A 17004-nucleotide genomic window follows, 5' to 3' on the forward strand; every position below is an offset into this window, starting at 1 on the left:
AGCTCGACATGTTCCGTCCCAAGTTGTTGTTCACCAGCCTGGCCGCCCTCGCCCTCGGCGCCTGCTCGCCCCAGGACCCGCAAGCGGTGACCTCGGCCGCCATCGCCAAGCAAGTGATCCTGCCGACCTACAGCCGCTGGGTTGAAGCCGACCGCCAACTGGCCGTCAGCGCCCTTGCCTACTGCCAGGGCAAGGAAAGCCTGGAGACCGCGCGCGCCGACTTCCTCCACGCGCAAAAGGCCTGGGCCGAGCTACAACCGCTGCTGATCGGCCCGCTGGCCGAGGGTAACCGTTCGTGGCAGGTGCAGTTCTGGCCGGACAAGAAAAACCTGGTGGGCCGTCAGGTCGAGCAACTGGTCACCGCACAGCCGCAGATCGACGGTGCCGCCCTGGCCAAGTCGAGCGTGGTGGTGCAGGGCCTGTCGGCCTACGAATACATCCTCTACGACGCCAAGACCGACGTCGCCGACGAAGCGCAAAAAGCCCGCTACTGCCCGCTGCTGGTCGCCATTGGCGATCGTCAGAAAGCCTTGGCCGAAGAGATCCTGGCCAGCTGGAACAGCACTGACGGCATGCTCGCGCAGATGACCAAGTTTCCGAACCAGCGCTACGCCGATTCCCACGAAGCCATCGCCGATCTGCTGCGCGTGCAAGTCACCGCGCTGGATACCTTGAAGAAGAAACTCGGCACGCCAATGGGCCGCCAGACCAAGGGCATCCCGCAGCCGTTCCAGGCCGATGCATGGCGCAGCCAGTCGTCCCTGCAAAGCCTCGCCGCCAGCCTCGCCGCCGCCCAGACCGTGTGGGTCGGTGTCGACAACAAAGGCCTGCGTGGCCTGTTGCCTGCCGATCAGAAACCGTTGGCTGACAAGATCGACGCGGCCTATGCCGCGGCGCTGAAACTGTTCGCCAGCAACCAGCGCACGCTCAATGAATTGTTGGCCGACGACGCCGGGCGACAACAGCTCAACGACATCTACGACAGCCTCAACGTTGTCCACCGCCTGCACGAAGGCGAACTGGCCAAGGCGCTGGGCATCCAACTGGGCTTCAATGCCAACGACGGTGACTGATGATGCTCAGGCGACAGGCTTTGGCCATTGGCAGCGTGCTGCTCACCGCACTCACATTGGGTGGCTGGACGCTGTTCAAGCAAAAGGGTTTTCTGCAAAAAGAGCATGGCCCGCTGCTGCTGTCGGCACGGGATGATGCGGACGGCAAGCACTACGCCGTGGGCTATCGCCTGGACGGCAAGCAGGTATTTGCCACCCAGGTCGGCCAACGCTGCCACGACATCATCAACCACCCGACGCTGCCGATTGCACTGTTTGTCGCCCGTCGCCCGGGCACCGAAAGTTACCTGATCGACCTGCGTGATGGCGCGCTGCTGCAAACCATCACCTCCCATGCCAATCGCCACTTCTATGGGCATGCGGTGATCCACAAGAGCGGCGACTGGCTGTACGCCACCGAGAACGACACGTCCGACCCCGGCCGTGGCCTGCTCGGCGTGTACAAATTCGAAGGCGAGCGGCTGGTGCACAGCGGCGAGATTTCCACGCACGGCATCGGCCCGCACCAGGTGTCCTGGATGCCCGATGGCGAGACCCTGGTGGTGGCCAACGGCGGCATTCGCACCGAAGCCGAAAGCCGCGTGGAGATGAACCTCAATGCCATGGCGCCGAGCCTGGTGCTGATGCACCGCGACGGCACGCTGATCAGCAAGGAAACCCTGGGCCAGCAGATGAACAGCGTGCGCCACATGGGGATCGCCAGCGATGGCACCATCCTCACGGGGCAGCAGTTCATGGGGCCGTCCCAGGAGCGTTCCGAGTTACTGGCGATCAAGCGTCCGGGGCAGCCATTTGTGGCGTTCCCGGTGGCAGATGAGCAGTTGCAGGCGATGGGGCACTACACCGCCAGCGTCGCGGTGCACAGCGAACTGCGCCTGGTGGCACTGACGGCACCGCGTGGCAACCGCTTCTTTATCTGGAACATGGACAGCGGCGAGCTGCGTCTTGACGGACCTTTGCCCGACTGCGCCGGCGTCGGTGCGGTGGCGGACGGGTTTGTCGTGACCTCAGGCCAAGGCCGTTGCCGCTTCTACGATTGCCGCCAAAAAGAACTGCTGGCCAAGCCGCTGGAATTGCCGGCAGGGCTTTGGGACAACCATCTGCATCTGATCTGACCCCCCTCCCGAATGGCCGCTCCCCGATTCGCAGACGGGAGCGCCTGACAGTGCTTGTTCCTACGAAATAAGGAGAGATTTCTTTCTCCTGATAATCACAGCTCCCACCACTCCAAGCGATTTTCCGGCTTATTTGCCCTCGCTGCCTTGGTGACAATCAGCGCCTTCGCTATTGTCCCCCAAGGAGTCGTCTATGCCTGGTCGCCGTATGGTCACGATGCTAGGCATCGTTTTCATAGTGGTGTCGATGTTGGCAGGCTACAAAGCGTTCTGGATCAACCAGCAACTGACATTGCTGCACGCTCCCAAACCGCCCGTCAGCGTGGCAGTGGTGCCCGCCATCGAGCAACTCTGGCAACGCCAACTGCCAGCCGCCGGCAGTCTCAAGGCGCTTCAAGGAATTGACTTGAGAATCGAAGTCCCCGGCGTCGTCACGCAGGTGCATTTTGAATCAGGACAAAAGATCACAGCCGGGCAATCCTTGTTGCAATTGGAAAACCAGATGGAGAAGGCGCAACTGGACGTCGCCTTGGCAAACCATCGCCTTGCCCGACAAGATTTCGAGCGAGCAGAGAAGCTGGTGGAAAGCCAGGCGATTTCCAGAGGTGAGTTCGATCGGCTCTCTTCAGAGTTCAATCGACACAATGCACTGGTAAGCCAGTACACCGCGGCGCTGGCGAAGAAACACATCACCGCCCCCTTCAGCGGCACCATCGGTATTCGCCAGGTCAGTATCGGCGACTATCTGCAAAGCACCGCCATAATCGCCAGCCTGCAGGACACCAGTAGCCTCTATGTCGACTTCCACGTACCGGAGCAAGCGGTCCAGTTCATTGAGGTTGGCCAACCTATACAGGTTGAGGTTTCCGCACGGCCCGGGCAACACACCCTTGGCCTGGTCAGCGCCATCAACCCTGTCGTCGATGACAACACCCGCAACGTCAGGGTGAGGGCAACACTGCCCAACTCGCGCAACCGATTATTGCCGGGAATGTTCGCCAGTTTGCAGGTGCAATTGGCGCAACCGACGCTGCAGGTCGTTGTTCCAGAGGTAGCAATCATCTACACACCTTCGGGCCAGTACGTTTACGTAGTTTCTCGACATAATGATGAACAGGCCGATCAAGCAGGTCTGCCGGTACTGGCCGCCGAACAACGCCAGATCGAGGCCGGCGAGCGGCTTAACGGCCAAGTGATCATCACCAAAGGGCTGGCGCCGGGTGAACAGGTGGTCACAGCGGGCCAGCACAAGCTCAAGCACGGCACAGTTGTCATCGTCAGTGATGACGCACCCCTGTCACCCGGCGCGTCCTCGCGCGTGGGTACCGCGGATGCCGCCCCATGAAGTTTACCGACCTGTTCATTCGTCGCCCGGTGCTCGCGATGGTGGTCAGCCTGTTGATCCTGCTATTGGGACTGCAGGGCTACCACCAGTTGCCGATGCGGGAATACCCGCAGATGGAAACCGCCCTGATCACTGTCACTACCCTGTACCCCGGAGCCAATGCCGAAACAATCCAGAGCCTTGTCACCCAGCCGCTTCAGAAAAACCTGGCCAGTGCCGAAGGCATCGACTACATGAAGGCCACGAGCCGCCAGAACATCTCGGTCATCTCGATCTACGGCCGCAGCGGTGCCGACAGTGATCGCTTGTTTACCGAGTTGCTGGCCAAGGTCAACGAAGTGCGCAGCAAATTGCCTCGGGAAGCTGAAGACCCGGTACTGAGTAAGGTCGCGGCTGAGACCACTGCGCTGATGTATCTCAGTTTTTCCAGCAACACGATGAACAGTGCCCAGGTCACCGACTACTTGCAGAGGGTGGTTCAACCTCGACTGGCGACGCTGCCAGGCATGGCCGGCGCCGACATTATCGGCAACCGCACCCTGGCCATGCGCCTGTGGCTGGACCCCATCAAGCTCGCCGGTTTCAGCTTAAGCGCCAGCGATGTCAGCCAGGCTGTCAGCCGTTACAACGTGCAATCAACAGCCGGCGAGGTTACCGGCGACTATGTGGTCACCAGCGTTCACGCCAACACTCAACTACGCACGGTCGAAGACTTCAAGGCGATCACCTTGAGGAACGAACAAGACAGCCAGGTTCGCCTGGGGGATGTGGCACGGGTTGAGATGGGGTCCGAAAACTACGACAGTTTCAGCTCATTCAATGGCGTACCCGCCACGTACATCAGCATCAAGCCAGCGCCGGACGCCAACCCTCTTGAACTGGCCCGGCAGGTGCGCGAGCTCATGCTCGACTTGCAATCGAGGCTGCCACCCAACCTCAATGCCGACATTGCCTTTGACTCCACGCAATTTATCCTCGCGTCCCTCGACGGGGTGCTCATCACGTTGCTGGAGGCAGTGCTGATCGTTGTGGTCGTGGTGTTTCTTTTCCTGGGCTCACTGCGCGCAGTGTTCATTCCGATCATCACGATTCCACTGTCGTTGATCGGGGTGATGTTTTTCATGCATTTGATGGGCTACTCCATCAACGTACTGACGCTACTGGCGATGGTGCTCGCCATCGGGCTGGTGGTGGATGACGCGATTGTGGTGCTGGAAAACATTCATCGGCATATTGAGAAAGGCTTGCCACCGTTTGAAGCCGCGATAGCCGGGGCGCGGGAAGTGTGCGCCCCGGTCGTCGCCATGACGATTACACTCGCAGCGGTCTACGCCCCCATCGGCTTTTTGCAGGGGCTCACGGGTTCACTGTTCAGGGAATTTGCCTTGACCCTGGCCGGAGCTGTCGTGATCTCCGGCATCGTAGCGCTGACCCTGTCACCGATGATGTGCGCACTGATGCTGCGCAGCACGCACCCTTCCCGAGGGTTTGCATTGGTGCTGGACCGGTCATTCGAACGACTCATGCAGCGTTACCTGCGCGCACTGAAGAAGGTACTGAGTGCACGGCCGGTAGTGATGGTGTTCGCACTGATTGTGCTGCTGCTGATTCCGGCGATGCTCAAGTTTACGACCTCAGAGCTGGCTCCAGATGAGGACAAAGGCGTTGTCTTTATGCTCTCCCATGCGCCGCAAGCCGCCAACCTCGCGTATTTGAATGCCTATACCAAGGACTTCATCCCACTGTTCAAGACGCTTGCGCAATACCAGTCCTCTTTCCAGATCAATGGACTGAACGGCGCGCAATACGGCATCGGCGGTTTTTTGCTTAAACCCTGGGAGGACCGCGACCGCACGCAAATGCAAGTCCTGACGCAATTGCGCGAGAAGCTCAACAGCATTCCAGGTCTACAGGTGCTTGCCTTCAACCTGCCCGCATTGCCGGGCACCGGAGAAGGCCTGCCCTTTGGCTTTGTGATCAGCACGCCCGACGATCATCAATCGCTGCTGGAACTGGCAGAACGGGTCAAGCAGCGAGCAATCGACTCTGGAAAGTTCGCGTATCTCGACAGCGACCTGGCCTTCGACCGCCCGGAAGTGGTTATCGACATTGATCGAAACAAGGCTGCACAGATGGGTGTTTCGATGCAAGACCTCGGGCTGACGCTGTCGACGTTGCTGGCGGAAACGGAAATCAACCATTTCAGCATCGATGGTCGTCACTACAAGGTGATAGCTCAAGTCGAGCAAGCGTTTCGAAGCACGCCGGACTGGTTGAACCACTATTACCTCAAAAACGCTAAAGGACAGTTGCTGCCCCTTTCCACGCTGATCACAGTGTCCGAAGAGCAGGCACGCCCACGCCAACTCAATCAGTTCCAACAAATGAACTCAGTAGTGATCTCCGGCTTTCCAATCGTCGGCATGGGCGATGCCATCGACACCCTGCGCGCCATTGTGCAAGAGGAAGCGCCACCGGGCATCACCTTCGACTACAGCAACGCTACGCGTCAGTTTGTTCAGGAAGGCGGCGCCTTATGGAGCACTTTTGGCCTGGCGCTGGCGATCATTGGGCTGGTGCTGGCAGCCCAGTTTGAAAGCTTTCGTGACCCGTTGGTGATACTGATCAGTGTTCCCCTGTCGATTTGCGGGGCTTTGATCGCCCTGTTCCTGGGGTGGTCGAGCCTGAATATCTATACCCAGATAGGCCTGGTCACACTGATCGGCCTGATCAGCAAACATGGGATCCTGATCGTCGAATTCGCCAACCAGTTGCGCCGGGAGCATGGGCTGACAGCTCGCGAAGCCGTGGAACGAGCCGCCGCTACTCGTCTGCGGCCGATTTTGATGACCACCGTCGCCACCGTACTGGGCGTCGTTCCGCTGATCCTGGCCAGCGGTGCCGGGGCGGTCAGTCGATTTGATATCGGCCTGGTGATTGCCACCGGCATGTCCGTGGGCACCCTGTTCACGTTATTTGTATTGCCCTGCTTCTACACGCTGCTGGCGAATCCCCAAATGCTACCCGGCCGGCCCCTCCTGCTACCTGTTGATTCCTCATCAGCCAAGGGTTATGGGCGGCTTGAAGTCATCCCGCAAGCGCCCTTGCTGCTCAACTATTCGATGCCCGGCCCCACGCCAGACCTGTCAACATTCCCAGCTGGAATCCCTGGCAAAGACGGAGTAACGTTTCGATTCGTCTGCCCAAGTCTTTCCAAGGAATCGGAATATGCTGCGCCGTCGCATGTTGATCATGTTGGGTGTCGTCCTGTTAATCGTCCTGCTGCTGGCGGGCTACAAAGCCTTTTCCATCTACCGGCAGATCCAGGTCTTTTCCAAACCCAAGCCGCCGGTGAGCGTCGCCGTCGCACTAGCGATCGAGCAGCCTTGGCAACAACGCTTGCCATCGGTGGGGACGCTGAAGGCCCTGCAGGGAGTGAACCTGAGCCTGGAAACGGCGGGGACGGTGAAGGATGTGCAGTTCATTTCCGGGCAGAAGGTAAAGACGGGCCAACCGCTGGTACAACTCGATAGCGCCGTGGAAAGCGCCCTGCTCGAAACCGCGCAGGCGGACCTCGGCCTCGCGCAACTGGATTACGGGCGTGGCAGCCAGTTGGTCGGCAGCCAGGCGATCTCCAAAGGCGAGTTCGACCGCCTCTACGCACAACTGCAAAAGAACAAGGCCACGGTCAACCAGCTCAAGGCGTCCCTGGCCAAGAAACACCTCGTCGCGCCGTTCAGCGGCACCATCGGTATTCGTCAGGTAGACGTCGGTGACTACCTGGCCAGCGGCACGATGATCGCCACGCTGCAGGACATCAGCAGCCTCTACGTCGACTTCTATATCCCGGAACATGCGGTGCCCAAGGTTGCCATCGGCCAACGCGTGCAGGTGGAAGTCTCGGCCTACCCCGGCCAGCAATTCCCCGGCAGCATCAGCGCGATTAACCCTAAGGTTGAGAACAGCACACGCAATGTGCTGGTGCGCGCCACCCTGGCCAACCCGGACAGCAAGCTGTTGCCCGGCATGTTCACCAGCCTGGAGGTCATACTGCCCAACCCGACCGCGCAAATCGTGGTGCCGGAAAGCGCGATTACCTACACCCTCTACGGCAATTCGGTGTACGCCGTGGCCGAGAAAAACAACGAAAACGGCGAGGTGGAAAAAGACGCCGACAATAAGCCCCGGTTGATCGCCGAGCGCCGGTTTGTCGAAACCGGCGAACGGCGCGGTGGCCTGGTGCTGGTGAGCAAGGGCTTGAAGGCCGGTGAACAGGTGGTCAGCGCCGGTCAGTTGAAACTGGACAACGGCACGCCCATCGCCATCAGCCCGGACAAAAACCTGCCGGCAGGGCACTGAGCCATGAAGTTCACTGACGCGTTTATCCGCCGGCCCGTGCTGGCGATGGTGGTCAGCCTTCTGATAGTGCTGCTGGGGTTCCAGGCCTACAGCAAGCTACCGTTGCGCCAATACCCAAGCATGGAAAACGCCCTGATCACGGTGACCACCGCCTACCCCGGCGCGAATGCCGAGACCATCCAGGGCTATATCACTCAACCGTTGCAGCAAAGTCTGGCGAGCGCCGAGGGCATCGACTACATGACCTCGGTGAGTCGCCAGAACTTCTCGGTGATCTCGATCTACGCGCGCATCGGCGCCAACAGCGACCGGCTGTTTACCGAACTGCTGGCCAAGGCCAATGAGGTCAAGAACAAGCTGCCCCAGGACGCCGAAGACCCGGTGTTGAGCAAGGAGGCCGCCGACGCCTCGGCGCTGATGTACATCAGCTTCTCCAGCCAGCAATTGAGCAACCCGCAGATTACCGACTACCTGTCGCGGGTCATCCAGCCCAAGCTTGCCACCCTGCCCGGCATGGCCGAAGCCGAGATCCTCGGAAACCAGGTATTTGCCATGCGTATCTGGCTCGACCCGGTCAAGCTCGCAGGCTTCGGCCTCAGCGCCAGCGACATCACCGACGCCGTGCGCCGCTACAACTTCCTCTCCGCAGCCGGCGAGGTGAAGGGCGAGTTCGTGGTGACCAGCATCAACGCCAACACCGATCTCAAGTCCGCCGAAGCCTTTGGCGCCATCGCGATAAAAACCGACGGCGACAGCCGCGTGCTCCTACGGGACGTGGCACGGGTGGAAATGGGCGCCGAGAACTACAACGCAATCAGCTCGTTCGGCGGTACGCCGTCGGTGTACATCGGCATCAAGGCCACCCCCAGCGCCAACCCGCTGGACGTGATCAAGGAAGTGCGCAAGATCATGCCGGAGCTGGAAGCCCAGTTGCCGCCCAACCTCAAGGCGGAAATCGCCTACGACGCCACGTTGTTTATCCAGGCGTCCATCAACGAGGTGGTGAAGACACTGTTTGAAGCAGTGCTGATCGTCATCGTGGTGGTGTTCCTGTTCCTCGGGGCGCTACGCTCGGTGGTGATCCCGGTGATCACTATCCCGCTGTCGATGATTGGCGTGCTGTTCTTCATGCAGTTGATGGGCTACTCGATCAACCTGCTGACCTTGCTGGCGATGGTGCTGGCCATCGGTTTGGTGGTCGACGACGCGATTGTGGTAGTGGAGAACATTCACCGGCACATCGAGGAAGGGAAGACGCCGCTGGATGCCGCGCTGGAAGGTGCGCGGGAAATCGCCTTGCCCGTGGTGTCGATGACCATCACCCTGGCGGCGGTGTATGCGCCGATTGGATTTCTGGAAGGGCTCACCGGGGCACTGTTCAAGGAGTTCGCCCTGACCCTGGCGGGCGCGGTGATCATTTCCGGCATCGTCGCCCTGACCCTCTCGCCGATGATGTGCGCGCTGCTGTTGCGCCATGACGAGAACCCGTCCGGCCTTTCCCATCGCCTCGACCGGGCGTTCGACAGCCTCAAGCGCCGCTACCAACGCATGCTGCACGGCACGCTCAACACCCGGCCGGTGGTGATCGTGTTTGCGTTGATCGTGTTGTGCCTGATCCCGGTGTTCCTCAAGTTCACCCAGTCGCAACTGGCCCCCGACGAAGACCAGGGCATCATCTTCATGATGGCCAGCGCACCGCAGCCGACCAACCTGGACTACCTCAACACCTACACCGACGAGTTCATCAAGATCTTCAAGGAGTTCCCGGAGTACTACTCGTCGTTCCAGATAAACGGCTTCAACGGCGTGCAATCGGGCATCGGCGGTTTCCTGCTCAAGCCGTGGAACGAGCGCGACCGCACGCAGATGCAAATCCTGCCCGACGTGCAGCACCGTCTGGAGCAGATTCCGGGCCTGCAGGTATTCGGATTCAACCTGCCCTCCCTGCCCGGCACCGGCGAAGGCTTGCCGTTCGGCTTCGTGATCAATACGGCCAACGATTATGAATCGTTGCTGGAAGTGGCCAACCGCGTGAAAAAGCGTGCGATGGCGTCGGGCAAGTTCGCTTTTGTAGACATCGACCTGGCCTTCGACAAACCGGAAGTGGTGGTCGACATCGACCGCGCCAAAGCGGCGCAGATGGGCGTGTCGATGCAAGACCTCGGAGGCACTCTGGCGACACTGCTGGCGGAGGCGGAAATCAACCGTTTTACCCTCGACGGGCGCAGCTACAAGGTGATCGCCCAGGTCGAGCGCGCTTACCGCGATAACCCCGACTGGCTGAACAACTACTACGTGAAAAACGCCCAGGGCGAATTGTTACCGCTGTCGACCCTGATCACCCTCACCGACCGCGCTCGCCCGCGCCAGTTGAACCAGTTCCAGCAACTCAACTCGGCGCTGATATCGGGTTTTCCCATCGTCAGCATGGGCGAGGCCATCGACACAGTGCGCCAGATTGCGATTGAGGAAACCCCGCCAGGCTACGCCTTCGACTACAGCGGCGCGTCCCGGCAATTTGTCCAGGAAGGCAGCGCGTTGTGGGTCACGTTTGCCTTGGCCCTGGCGATTATTTTCCTGGTGCTGGCGGCCCAGTTCGAGAGCTTCCGCGACCCGCTGGTGATTCTGGTGACGGTGCCCCTGTCGATCTGCGGGGCATTGATTCCGCTGTTCCTGGGCTGGTCGAGCATGAATATCTACACCCAGGTGGGCTTGGTCACGTTGATCGGGCTGATCAGCAAGCACGGGATCCTGATCGTTGAATTTGCCAACCAACTACGCAAGGACAAGGGCCTGACGCCACGCCAGGCGGTTGAGGAAGCGGCGGCGATTCGCCTGCGACCGGTACTGATGACCACTGCTGCGATGGTGTTCGGCATGGTGCCATTGATTTTCGCAACCGGCGCGGGTGCGGTGAGCCGGTTCGATATCGGGATGGTGATTGCGACGGGGATGTCGATTGGAACGCTGTTTACGCTGTTTGTGTTGCCCTGCGTTTATACGTTACTGGCCAAGCCGGATAAAAATTAAACCATCGAGTAGGAGGCGGATTCATATGATTGCTCCCACGCTCCGCGTGGGAACAAGCGAAAAAAAAGGGCCTCGCATCGCAAGGCCCTTTCCGGGGGTTTGAATCGTTTCAACTCTGCGGCCTCATCCCTTGAGACATCCCGAACATGAACAGCAGCAAATCATGATCGGGCTTGACCGCCACACTCGCCTTGGCGACGCGCGGCAGCAGGCATTGCCCACCGCCTTGCACCGCGCTAAGTACTTGTGTCCGAGGTTGTTCCCATGCTGCCAGGGCGAGGGCTGCAACGCCCAACGCCCCCACCAGGAACAAACTTCTAGCTATTTCTAGCTTCATTTGGTTAAACCCTTGATAGCGCTGCCAAACGCCGTCTCGTAAAAGTAGCTGAGTTTTTGCCAGTCGCTACCGTTCCACGACGAATGGCGACGCAATTGCAGCATGTCGTGGGACGCCGCCCGATAAGCGGTCAGGCGCTGGCGGCACTTCTCAAAATCCAGCAGCGCCACTTCCACATTGGCCGAGTCGCCTTCACCCGTGACCCTTACAAAGATGTGCTTGATATACAGGCAACCATGCTGCCAGCGGCCCTTGTGCATACGCGCCAGAGTGTTGGCCAGCTCTTTGAGCAGGCGTTCATGCACCCCTTCGCCGTACTGTTCGCGGCCACCCGCGGCATACCAGTTTTCAATCTCGTCGAAACCGTCCAGCGAAGCCGTGACCAATAATGCCTTCCATTGGTGCTCCGGGTCGCGACGCGCCTCGCAGAACACCAGTTCCGGCACCCGCACGTCCAACAAACGCAGGCCCTTGAGGGCATCACGTTCGCGCAACACGGTCGGGCGTCCAAAAGGGTGGAGCCAACTGCGGTAGATATGCCCGGTTTGGCGTTTGCTGTAGAGCAAGCGCCCATTGGGGCCCATCACCCGTTGCACACCACTTTCACCACCGCGCCGACGATTGGGTTCCTCGACCCACTCGCCCTGCTTGCGCCAGAAATAATCAAATCGTTCTTCGGGAGCTACGTGACTGCCCGCTACGCACTCAACTGCCATCCTGTTACCTCTTGCGCAATACATACACTCGCCACATGGCGTAGAGCGGTATGAAGTCCAGGGATTCCTGAACCCGGAAACCAGCCTGCTCAAACTCTGCCTCAACAGTAGCAGCCGGTAACACAAACCGGTTTTGGTAACCGTCCTGCTCACCTTTCTTGCGACGTTTCACTTCGGCACGCTTACGTTTCCAGGCCTTGAAATTGCCATCCACCCACAGCGAAATGATTACGCTGTCGCGGGTAACACGCTGAAACTCCCGCAGAATCGCCAGCCTGTGCTCAGGATCACCAATATGGTGCATCAGGCGCATGCAGAAAATGCTGTCGACCGAGTTATCTGGCAAATCGATATCAAAGGCAGATGTCTGCAAGGGTCGTACCCGTTTCACCACATCCGCCGGTTGGGCGAGCGTCGCGACCTTCAACATCGACTCGGAATTGTCGGCACCGATAATCACGCGGTTGGGTTTTTCCGCCAGCAGCGGCCAGAAACGGCCGGCCCCACAAGGCAAGTCCAACACCAGGCCCGGCTCACCGGCCATGGCCAGTGCACCGCGCGCCAATTGCTCGTCGCGTTTGTGGGACAGCCGGCGAGCGAGATTGTCCTGATGCTTGAGCAAATAATTCTGCGCGTGCTGATCGTCGTACTTTTCGGAAAATTCGAGCTTGATCGGGGTAGACATCACTGACCTCCAGTTACTGATGCCTACAACCTTAAGCAGCGAAGTGTGATCAACAGGTCAACCAAGTGTGAAAAACTTGTCCTGTCCAATCTCATACATTTCAAGACTTTACAGACACATTCAGTAGCACGGGGCCATCTTCGCCGAAAAGCGCAGAGTCTGCCGCAGGATAGCGGCAGGGTGGGACGTCAGGGTTTGACCTGGCTCAACTCAACGTGAAAGCGGCAACCATTGGGCTCCATGGTGCTCAGGCTGACATTCCAGCCCTGGTTCTCGCAGATGCGCTGCACCAGCGACAACCCCAAGCCAAGGCCTTCGCCACGCTTCTCGCTGCCGCGCACGAACGGCTCGAACATGGCTTCACGTTTATCTTCCGGAATACCGACGCCCGAGTCTTCCACCACAAAACCGCTCGGCTCCAGGGTGAGCCGGATAAAGCCGTGTTCGGTGTAATGCAGGGCATTGCGCAACAGGTTGCCCATCACCGCATGCAGGAAGGTGGTGTTGTAGCGCGTGTCCAGGGGATTGCCCGGCTGGTAGATCAATTCCAGGCCTTTGCGCTCGATAGGCTCACGCCAGATGCCGAGCAAATCGTCCGCCACTTGGGTGAGGGTCACTTGGGGGGACATGGCAGCGTCGTTGTGTTGGGCGCGGGCCAGCATCAGGAAGGTCTGCACCAGCTCGCGCATTTCTTCACAGGCCCGGGCGATACGCAGCACCTGATTACGCCCACGCTGGTCGATGGCAGGGTTTTCCAGCAGCAGTTCGCAGGAGCTGGCCAGTACCATCAACGGCGTGCGCAATTCGTGGCTCACGTCGCTGGTAAACAATTGCTCACGGGACAGCGCCTGGCGCAAACGGCCCAAGGTGGCATCGAAGGCCACGGCCAGCTCACCCACTTCATCGGCGGCATAATCCGGCGCCAGCGGCGGCGCGAGGCCGAGCAGTTGGTCGCGATGGCGAACCTGGCGGGCCAGGCGCACTACCGGCGCCATCACCTTACGCGCCAGCACCCAGCCGAGGAACACCGCCAGCGCCAGGCTGAGCACGAAGCCCACCAGCACCACGGCAAACAGCACGCGCTCACGTTCTTCGAAATCGCTCTGATCCTGCAGCAACACATAGCGCCGGCCGTCGACCACTTCGACCATAGCGTGATACGACAGCGCCTCGCGGAACACTTCGTGAAAGCCGGGTTCCAGGTGCCGCAGGTCCTTGGGCAGTTCGAAATCGCCGCGCCCGCCGCTGAAATAAAACAGCTGATCCGGCTCGGGCCGATGCAGCCAGTCTTCGACGCTGTCCATCAGCAGCAGGCGTTGCAAGTCGCCGCCCAACCCTGCCGAAATCAGCTTCTCTTCCACCAGGTGCACCGTCGCGACGATGCCCATGGCGAAGGCACCCGCCACCAGCGCACTCATCAACGCAAAGGCGATGATGATCCGCTGGGCAAGGCTTTGCTTAAACTCCATCACGACCCTCGGCCAGGCGATAACCCACACCATGCACCGTTTGCAGCAATGGCTTGGCGAAAGGTTTATCGATCACCTGGCGCAATTGGTGGACATGGCTGCGCAGGCTGTCGCTGTCCGGGCAGTCATCGCCCCACAGCGCCTCTTCGAGAATTTCCCGACGCAGCACATGGGGGCTTTTTTGCATCAACACCGCCAGCAGCTTGAGGCCAACCGGGTTGAGTTTGAGCAGGCGCCCTTCGCGGGTGACTTCCAGGGTATCGAGGTCATAGTTCAGGTCGCCTACCTGCAGGGCACGGCGACCGCCACCCTGGGCGCGGCGCAGCACGGCTTCGATGCGTGCGGCCAGCTCCGACAGGGCAAACGGCTTGAGCAAGTAGTCATCGGCGCCGGACTTGAAGCCCTGCAGCCGGTCATCCAACTGGTCGCGGGCGGTGAGCATGATCACCGGCGTGTCACGGCGTGCGTCTTCACGCAGGCGTTTGCACAGGGTGTAGCCATCGATGCCGGGCAGCATGATGTCGAGCACGATCAGGTCGTAATGCTCAGTGGCGGCCAGGTGCAGGCCCGATAAACCGTCCTGCGCACAGTCCACGGTGTAGCCCTTGAGCCCGAGGTAGTCCGCCAGGTTGGCCAGAATATCGCGGTTGTCTTCAACCAATAAAATTCGCATGGGCAGTGTCTCCGTACGCAGTAGCAGCCGTGTTGGCTCGCGCAGCTTAAGGCCAAGTGGGGCTCAGGGATAGAGCTGAGCGGTCAGCCAATAAAGGTTTTCAACCGATTAAAGAGTTGAACGAGTTTTTCACTATAGCTTCACAAACTGACTACAGTGTCAGGCAGAAGATCGCCGCCCATCGATCTAAGGAACATAGACATGGGTTTTGTCAAAACAGCGCCAATGCGCTATTTGCTGTTGGTAACCGGTGCCTGGCTGGTTATTTTCCTGCTCACGCGCAGCGTGCTGCTCCTCACTCACCTGGACGAAGTCGGTGGCAATCTACTGCCGGTATTTGGCGTGGGTTTGCTCTATGACCTGGGTTTTCTGACCTATGCCGCCGTGCCCCTCGGGTTGTACCTGCTGCTGTGCCCGCCCGCGCTGTGGCGCCGGCGTGGCCACCGTTGGTTCCTGCAAGGCGTGCTCACGGTCAGCCTGTTCGCGATGCTGTTCACGTCGGTGGCCGAGTGGCTGTTTTGGGATGAGTTCGGTGTGCGCTTCAACTTTATCGCGGTCGACTACCTGGTCTACTCCAACGAAGTATTGAACAACCTGCTGGAGTCCTACCCGATTGGCAAACTGCTCAGCCTGCTGGCGATGCTGGCCATTGTGTTGAGCCTGGCCTTGCGCAAGCCGTTCAACGCGGCGATGAGCGCTCCGCTGCCGGCGATGCGCGGCCGTTTGCTGAATGCAGTGGCCTTGGTGGTCGTCGCCGGCCTCAGCCTGCAACTGATCAGCCAGGACAGCCCGCGTACCCAAGGCGGCAACGCCTACAAGAACGAGCTGGCCAGTAATGGGCCGTATCAGTTTTTCGCGGCGTTCCGTAACAACGAGCTGGACTACTCGAAGTTCTATAAGAGCCTGCCGACCGAGGTCGTCGCCAAACAGCTGCGCGCCGAACTCAGCGAACCCAACGCCCGCTTTATCGGCGAAGACCCGCTGGATATCCGCCGCGCCATCACCAACCCGGGCACGCTGCGCAAACCCAACATCGTGCTGGTGACCATCGAAAGCTTCAGCGCCAAGTACATGGGCAGCAACGGCGACGGGCGCAACCTCACGCCCAACCTCGATGCCTTGCGTACTCAGAGCCTGTACTTCAATAATTTCTACGCCACCGGCACCCGCACCGATCGTGGCCTGGAGGCGATCACCCTGGCCATTCCACCGACGCCGGGGCGCTCGATCGTCAAGCGCATCGGCCGCGAAAGCGGTTTCGCCAGCCTGGGGCAGCAACTCAGCGCAATCGGTTACGACAGCGTGTTCGTCTACGGCGGGCGCGGTTATTTCGACAACATGAACGCGTTTTTCAGCGGCAACGGTTATCGGGTCGTGGACCAGAGTAGCGTGCCCGAGTCGGAGATTTCGTTCAAAAACGCCTGGGGCATGGCCGACGAGGATCTCTACAAACAAACGCTGAAACTGGCCGACGCGGACTACGCCAAGCAGCAGCCTTTCCTGCTGCAACTGATGACCACCTCCAACCATCGCCCCTACACCTACCCGGACGGGCGCATCGATATAAAATCCGGTAACGGCCGTGACGGTGCGGTGAAGTACACCGACCACGCCATCGGCGAATTCCTCGCCGCCGCACGCCAGAAGCCGTGGTTTGATAATACGATCTTTGTGTTCGTTGCCGACCACACCGCCGGTAGCGCGGGCAAGGAAGACCTGCCCATCACCAACTACCAGATTCCGCTGTTCATCTATGCACCCAAGCTGATCGAAGCTCGGGAAACCGCGCAACTGGCCAGCCAGATCGACCTAGCGCCCACCCTGCTAGGCCTGATCAACCTGAGCTACGAGTCGACTTTCTTTGGTCGCAACCTGTTGCAAGACAACCCGCTGCCACCGCGCGTCGTGGTCGGCAACTATCAACACCTGGGGTTGTTCGACGGCAAAGACCTGGCGATCCTCAGCCCGCGCCTCGGCCTGCGGCGCCACGACCAGGCACTGGGCGAGAGCCAGGAACTGCGGGTAGACAGCGATGACCCGTTGATACAGCGGGCGATCACCTACTACCAGGCCGCCAGCTATGGGTTCAAACAACAATTGCTGAGCTGGAGGGCACCCAGGGACGCGGCGCCAGCGCTGAGCACTCGCTAACCAAAACGTCCCGTACGGCTGAGTACGGGACGTTTTTCACCAGAGTTCGCC

Annotated in this window: 11 protein-coding genes and 1 pseudogene; 7 read left to right on the forward strand and 5 right to left on the reverse strand. The window is 59.9% G+C overall.

Going from position 1 to position 17004, the window contains the following annotated elements; translation table 11 throughout:
• Positions 1-8: 8 nt before the first annotated feature.
• The 6 genes and pseudogenes from ACR52_RS18070 (at position 9) to ACR52_RS18095 (ending at position 10922) form a co-directional block, all read left to right on the forward strand.
• Positions 9-1073, forward strand: coding sequence for an imelysin family protein (locus ACR52_RS18070; protein WP_048727182.1), 1065 nt, complete (start codon positions 9-11; stop codon positions 1071-1073).
• A 2-nt stretch (positions 1074-1075) separates the two neighbouring features.
• Entirely contained in the window at positions 1076-2188 is a 1113-nt protein-coding gene (locus ACR52_RS18075; RefSeq protein ID WP_048727183.1) for a DUF1513 domain-containing protein, read from the forward strand.
• Between the two features lie 193 nt (positions 2189-2381).
• On the forward strand, positions 2382-3533 hold the full coding sequence (locus ACR52_RS18080; protein ID WP_048727186.1) for an efflux RND transporter periplasmic adaptor subunit: 1152 nt from the start codon (positions 2382-2384) through the stop codon (positions 3531-3533).
• Positions 3530-6547: pseudogene (locus ACR52_RS18085) on the forward strand (multidrug efflux RND transporter permease subunit); the annotation flags it as partial. The gene ACR52_RS18080 and the pseudogene ACR52_RS18085, both read left to right, overlap by 4 nt.
• A 214-nt stretch (positions 6548-6761) precedes the next feature.
• Entirely contained in the window at positions 6762-7892 is a 1131-nt protein-coding gene (locus tag ACR52_RS18090) for an efflux RND transporter periplasmic adaptor subunit (RefSeq protein ID WP_048727189.1), read from the forward strand.
• 3 nt (positions 7893-7895) lie between these two features.
• The gene (locus tag ACR52_RS18095) at positions 7896-10922 is read left to right on the forward strand and encodes a multidrug efflux RND transporter permease subunit (protein ID WP_048727192.1); all 3027 of its coding nucleotides are present in this window, start codon (positions 7896-7898) and stop codon (positions 10920-10922) included.
• 109 nt (positions 10923-11031) lie between these two features.
• Here the strand turns inward: ACR52_RS18095 and ACR52_RS18100 are convergent, their stop codons facing one another.
• From ACR52_RS18100 to colR, 5 genes are all read right to left on the reverse strand, one after another.
• Positions 11032-11259 (reverse strand): hypothetical protein, encoded by a 228-nt coding sequence (locus ACR52_RS18100; RefSeq protein WP_048727194.1) that lies wholly within the window; start codon positions 11257-11259, stop codon positions 11032-11034.
• Positions 11256-11975: a lipopolysaccharide kinase InaA family protein gene (locus ACR52_RS18105; RefSeq protein WP_048727198.1), complete on the reverse strand. Its 720-nt coding sequence runs from the start codon at positions 11973-11975 to the stop codon at positions 11256-11258. Before ACR52_RS18105 ends, ACR52_RS18100 begins: the two co-directional genes overlap by 4 nt.
• 4 nt (positions 11976-11979) lie before the next feature.
• Entirely contained in the window at positions 11980-12660 is a 681-nt protein-coding gene (locus ACR52_RS18110) for a class I SAM-dependent methyltransferase (RefSeq protein WP_048727201.1), read from the reverse strand.
• Between the two features lie 188 nt (positions 12661-12848).
• Entirely contained in the window at positions 12849-14129 is a 1281-nt protein-coding gene (locus tag ACR52_RS18115) for a sensor histidine kinase (RefSeq protein ID WP_048727203.1), read from the reverse strand.
• Positions 14119-14802 (reverse strand): two-component system response regulator ColR, encoded by a 684-nt coding sequence (colR, locus tag ACR52_RS18120; protein WP_003208587.1) that lies wholly within the window; start codon positions 14800-14802, stop codon positions 14119-14121. The genes ACR52_RS18115 and colR overlap by 11 nt, the downstream gene beginning before the upstream one ends.
• Positions 14803-15003: 201 nt before the next feature.
• Here colR and ACR52_RS18125 point away from each other — a divergent pair, with 201 nt between their 5' ends.
• Positions 15004-16953: an LTA synthase family protein gene (locus ACR52_RS18125; RefSeq protein ID WP_048727205.1), complete on the forward strand. Its 1950-nt coding sequence runs from the start codon at positions 15004-15006 to the stop codon at positions 16951-16953.
• The last annotated feature ends 51 nt before the right edge of the window (positions 16954-17004 follow it).

The sequence above is a fragment of the Pseudomonas fildesensis genome, assembly GCF_001050345.1.
GTDB classification, from domain to species: Bacteria; Pseudomonadota; Gammaproteobacteria; order Pseudomonadales; family Pseudomonadaceae; genus Aquipseudomonas; species Aquipseudomonas fildesensis.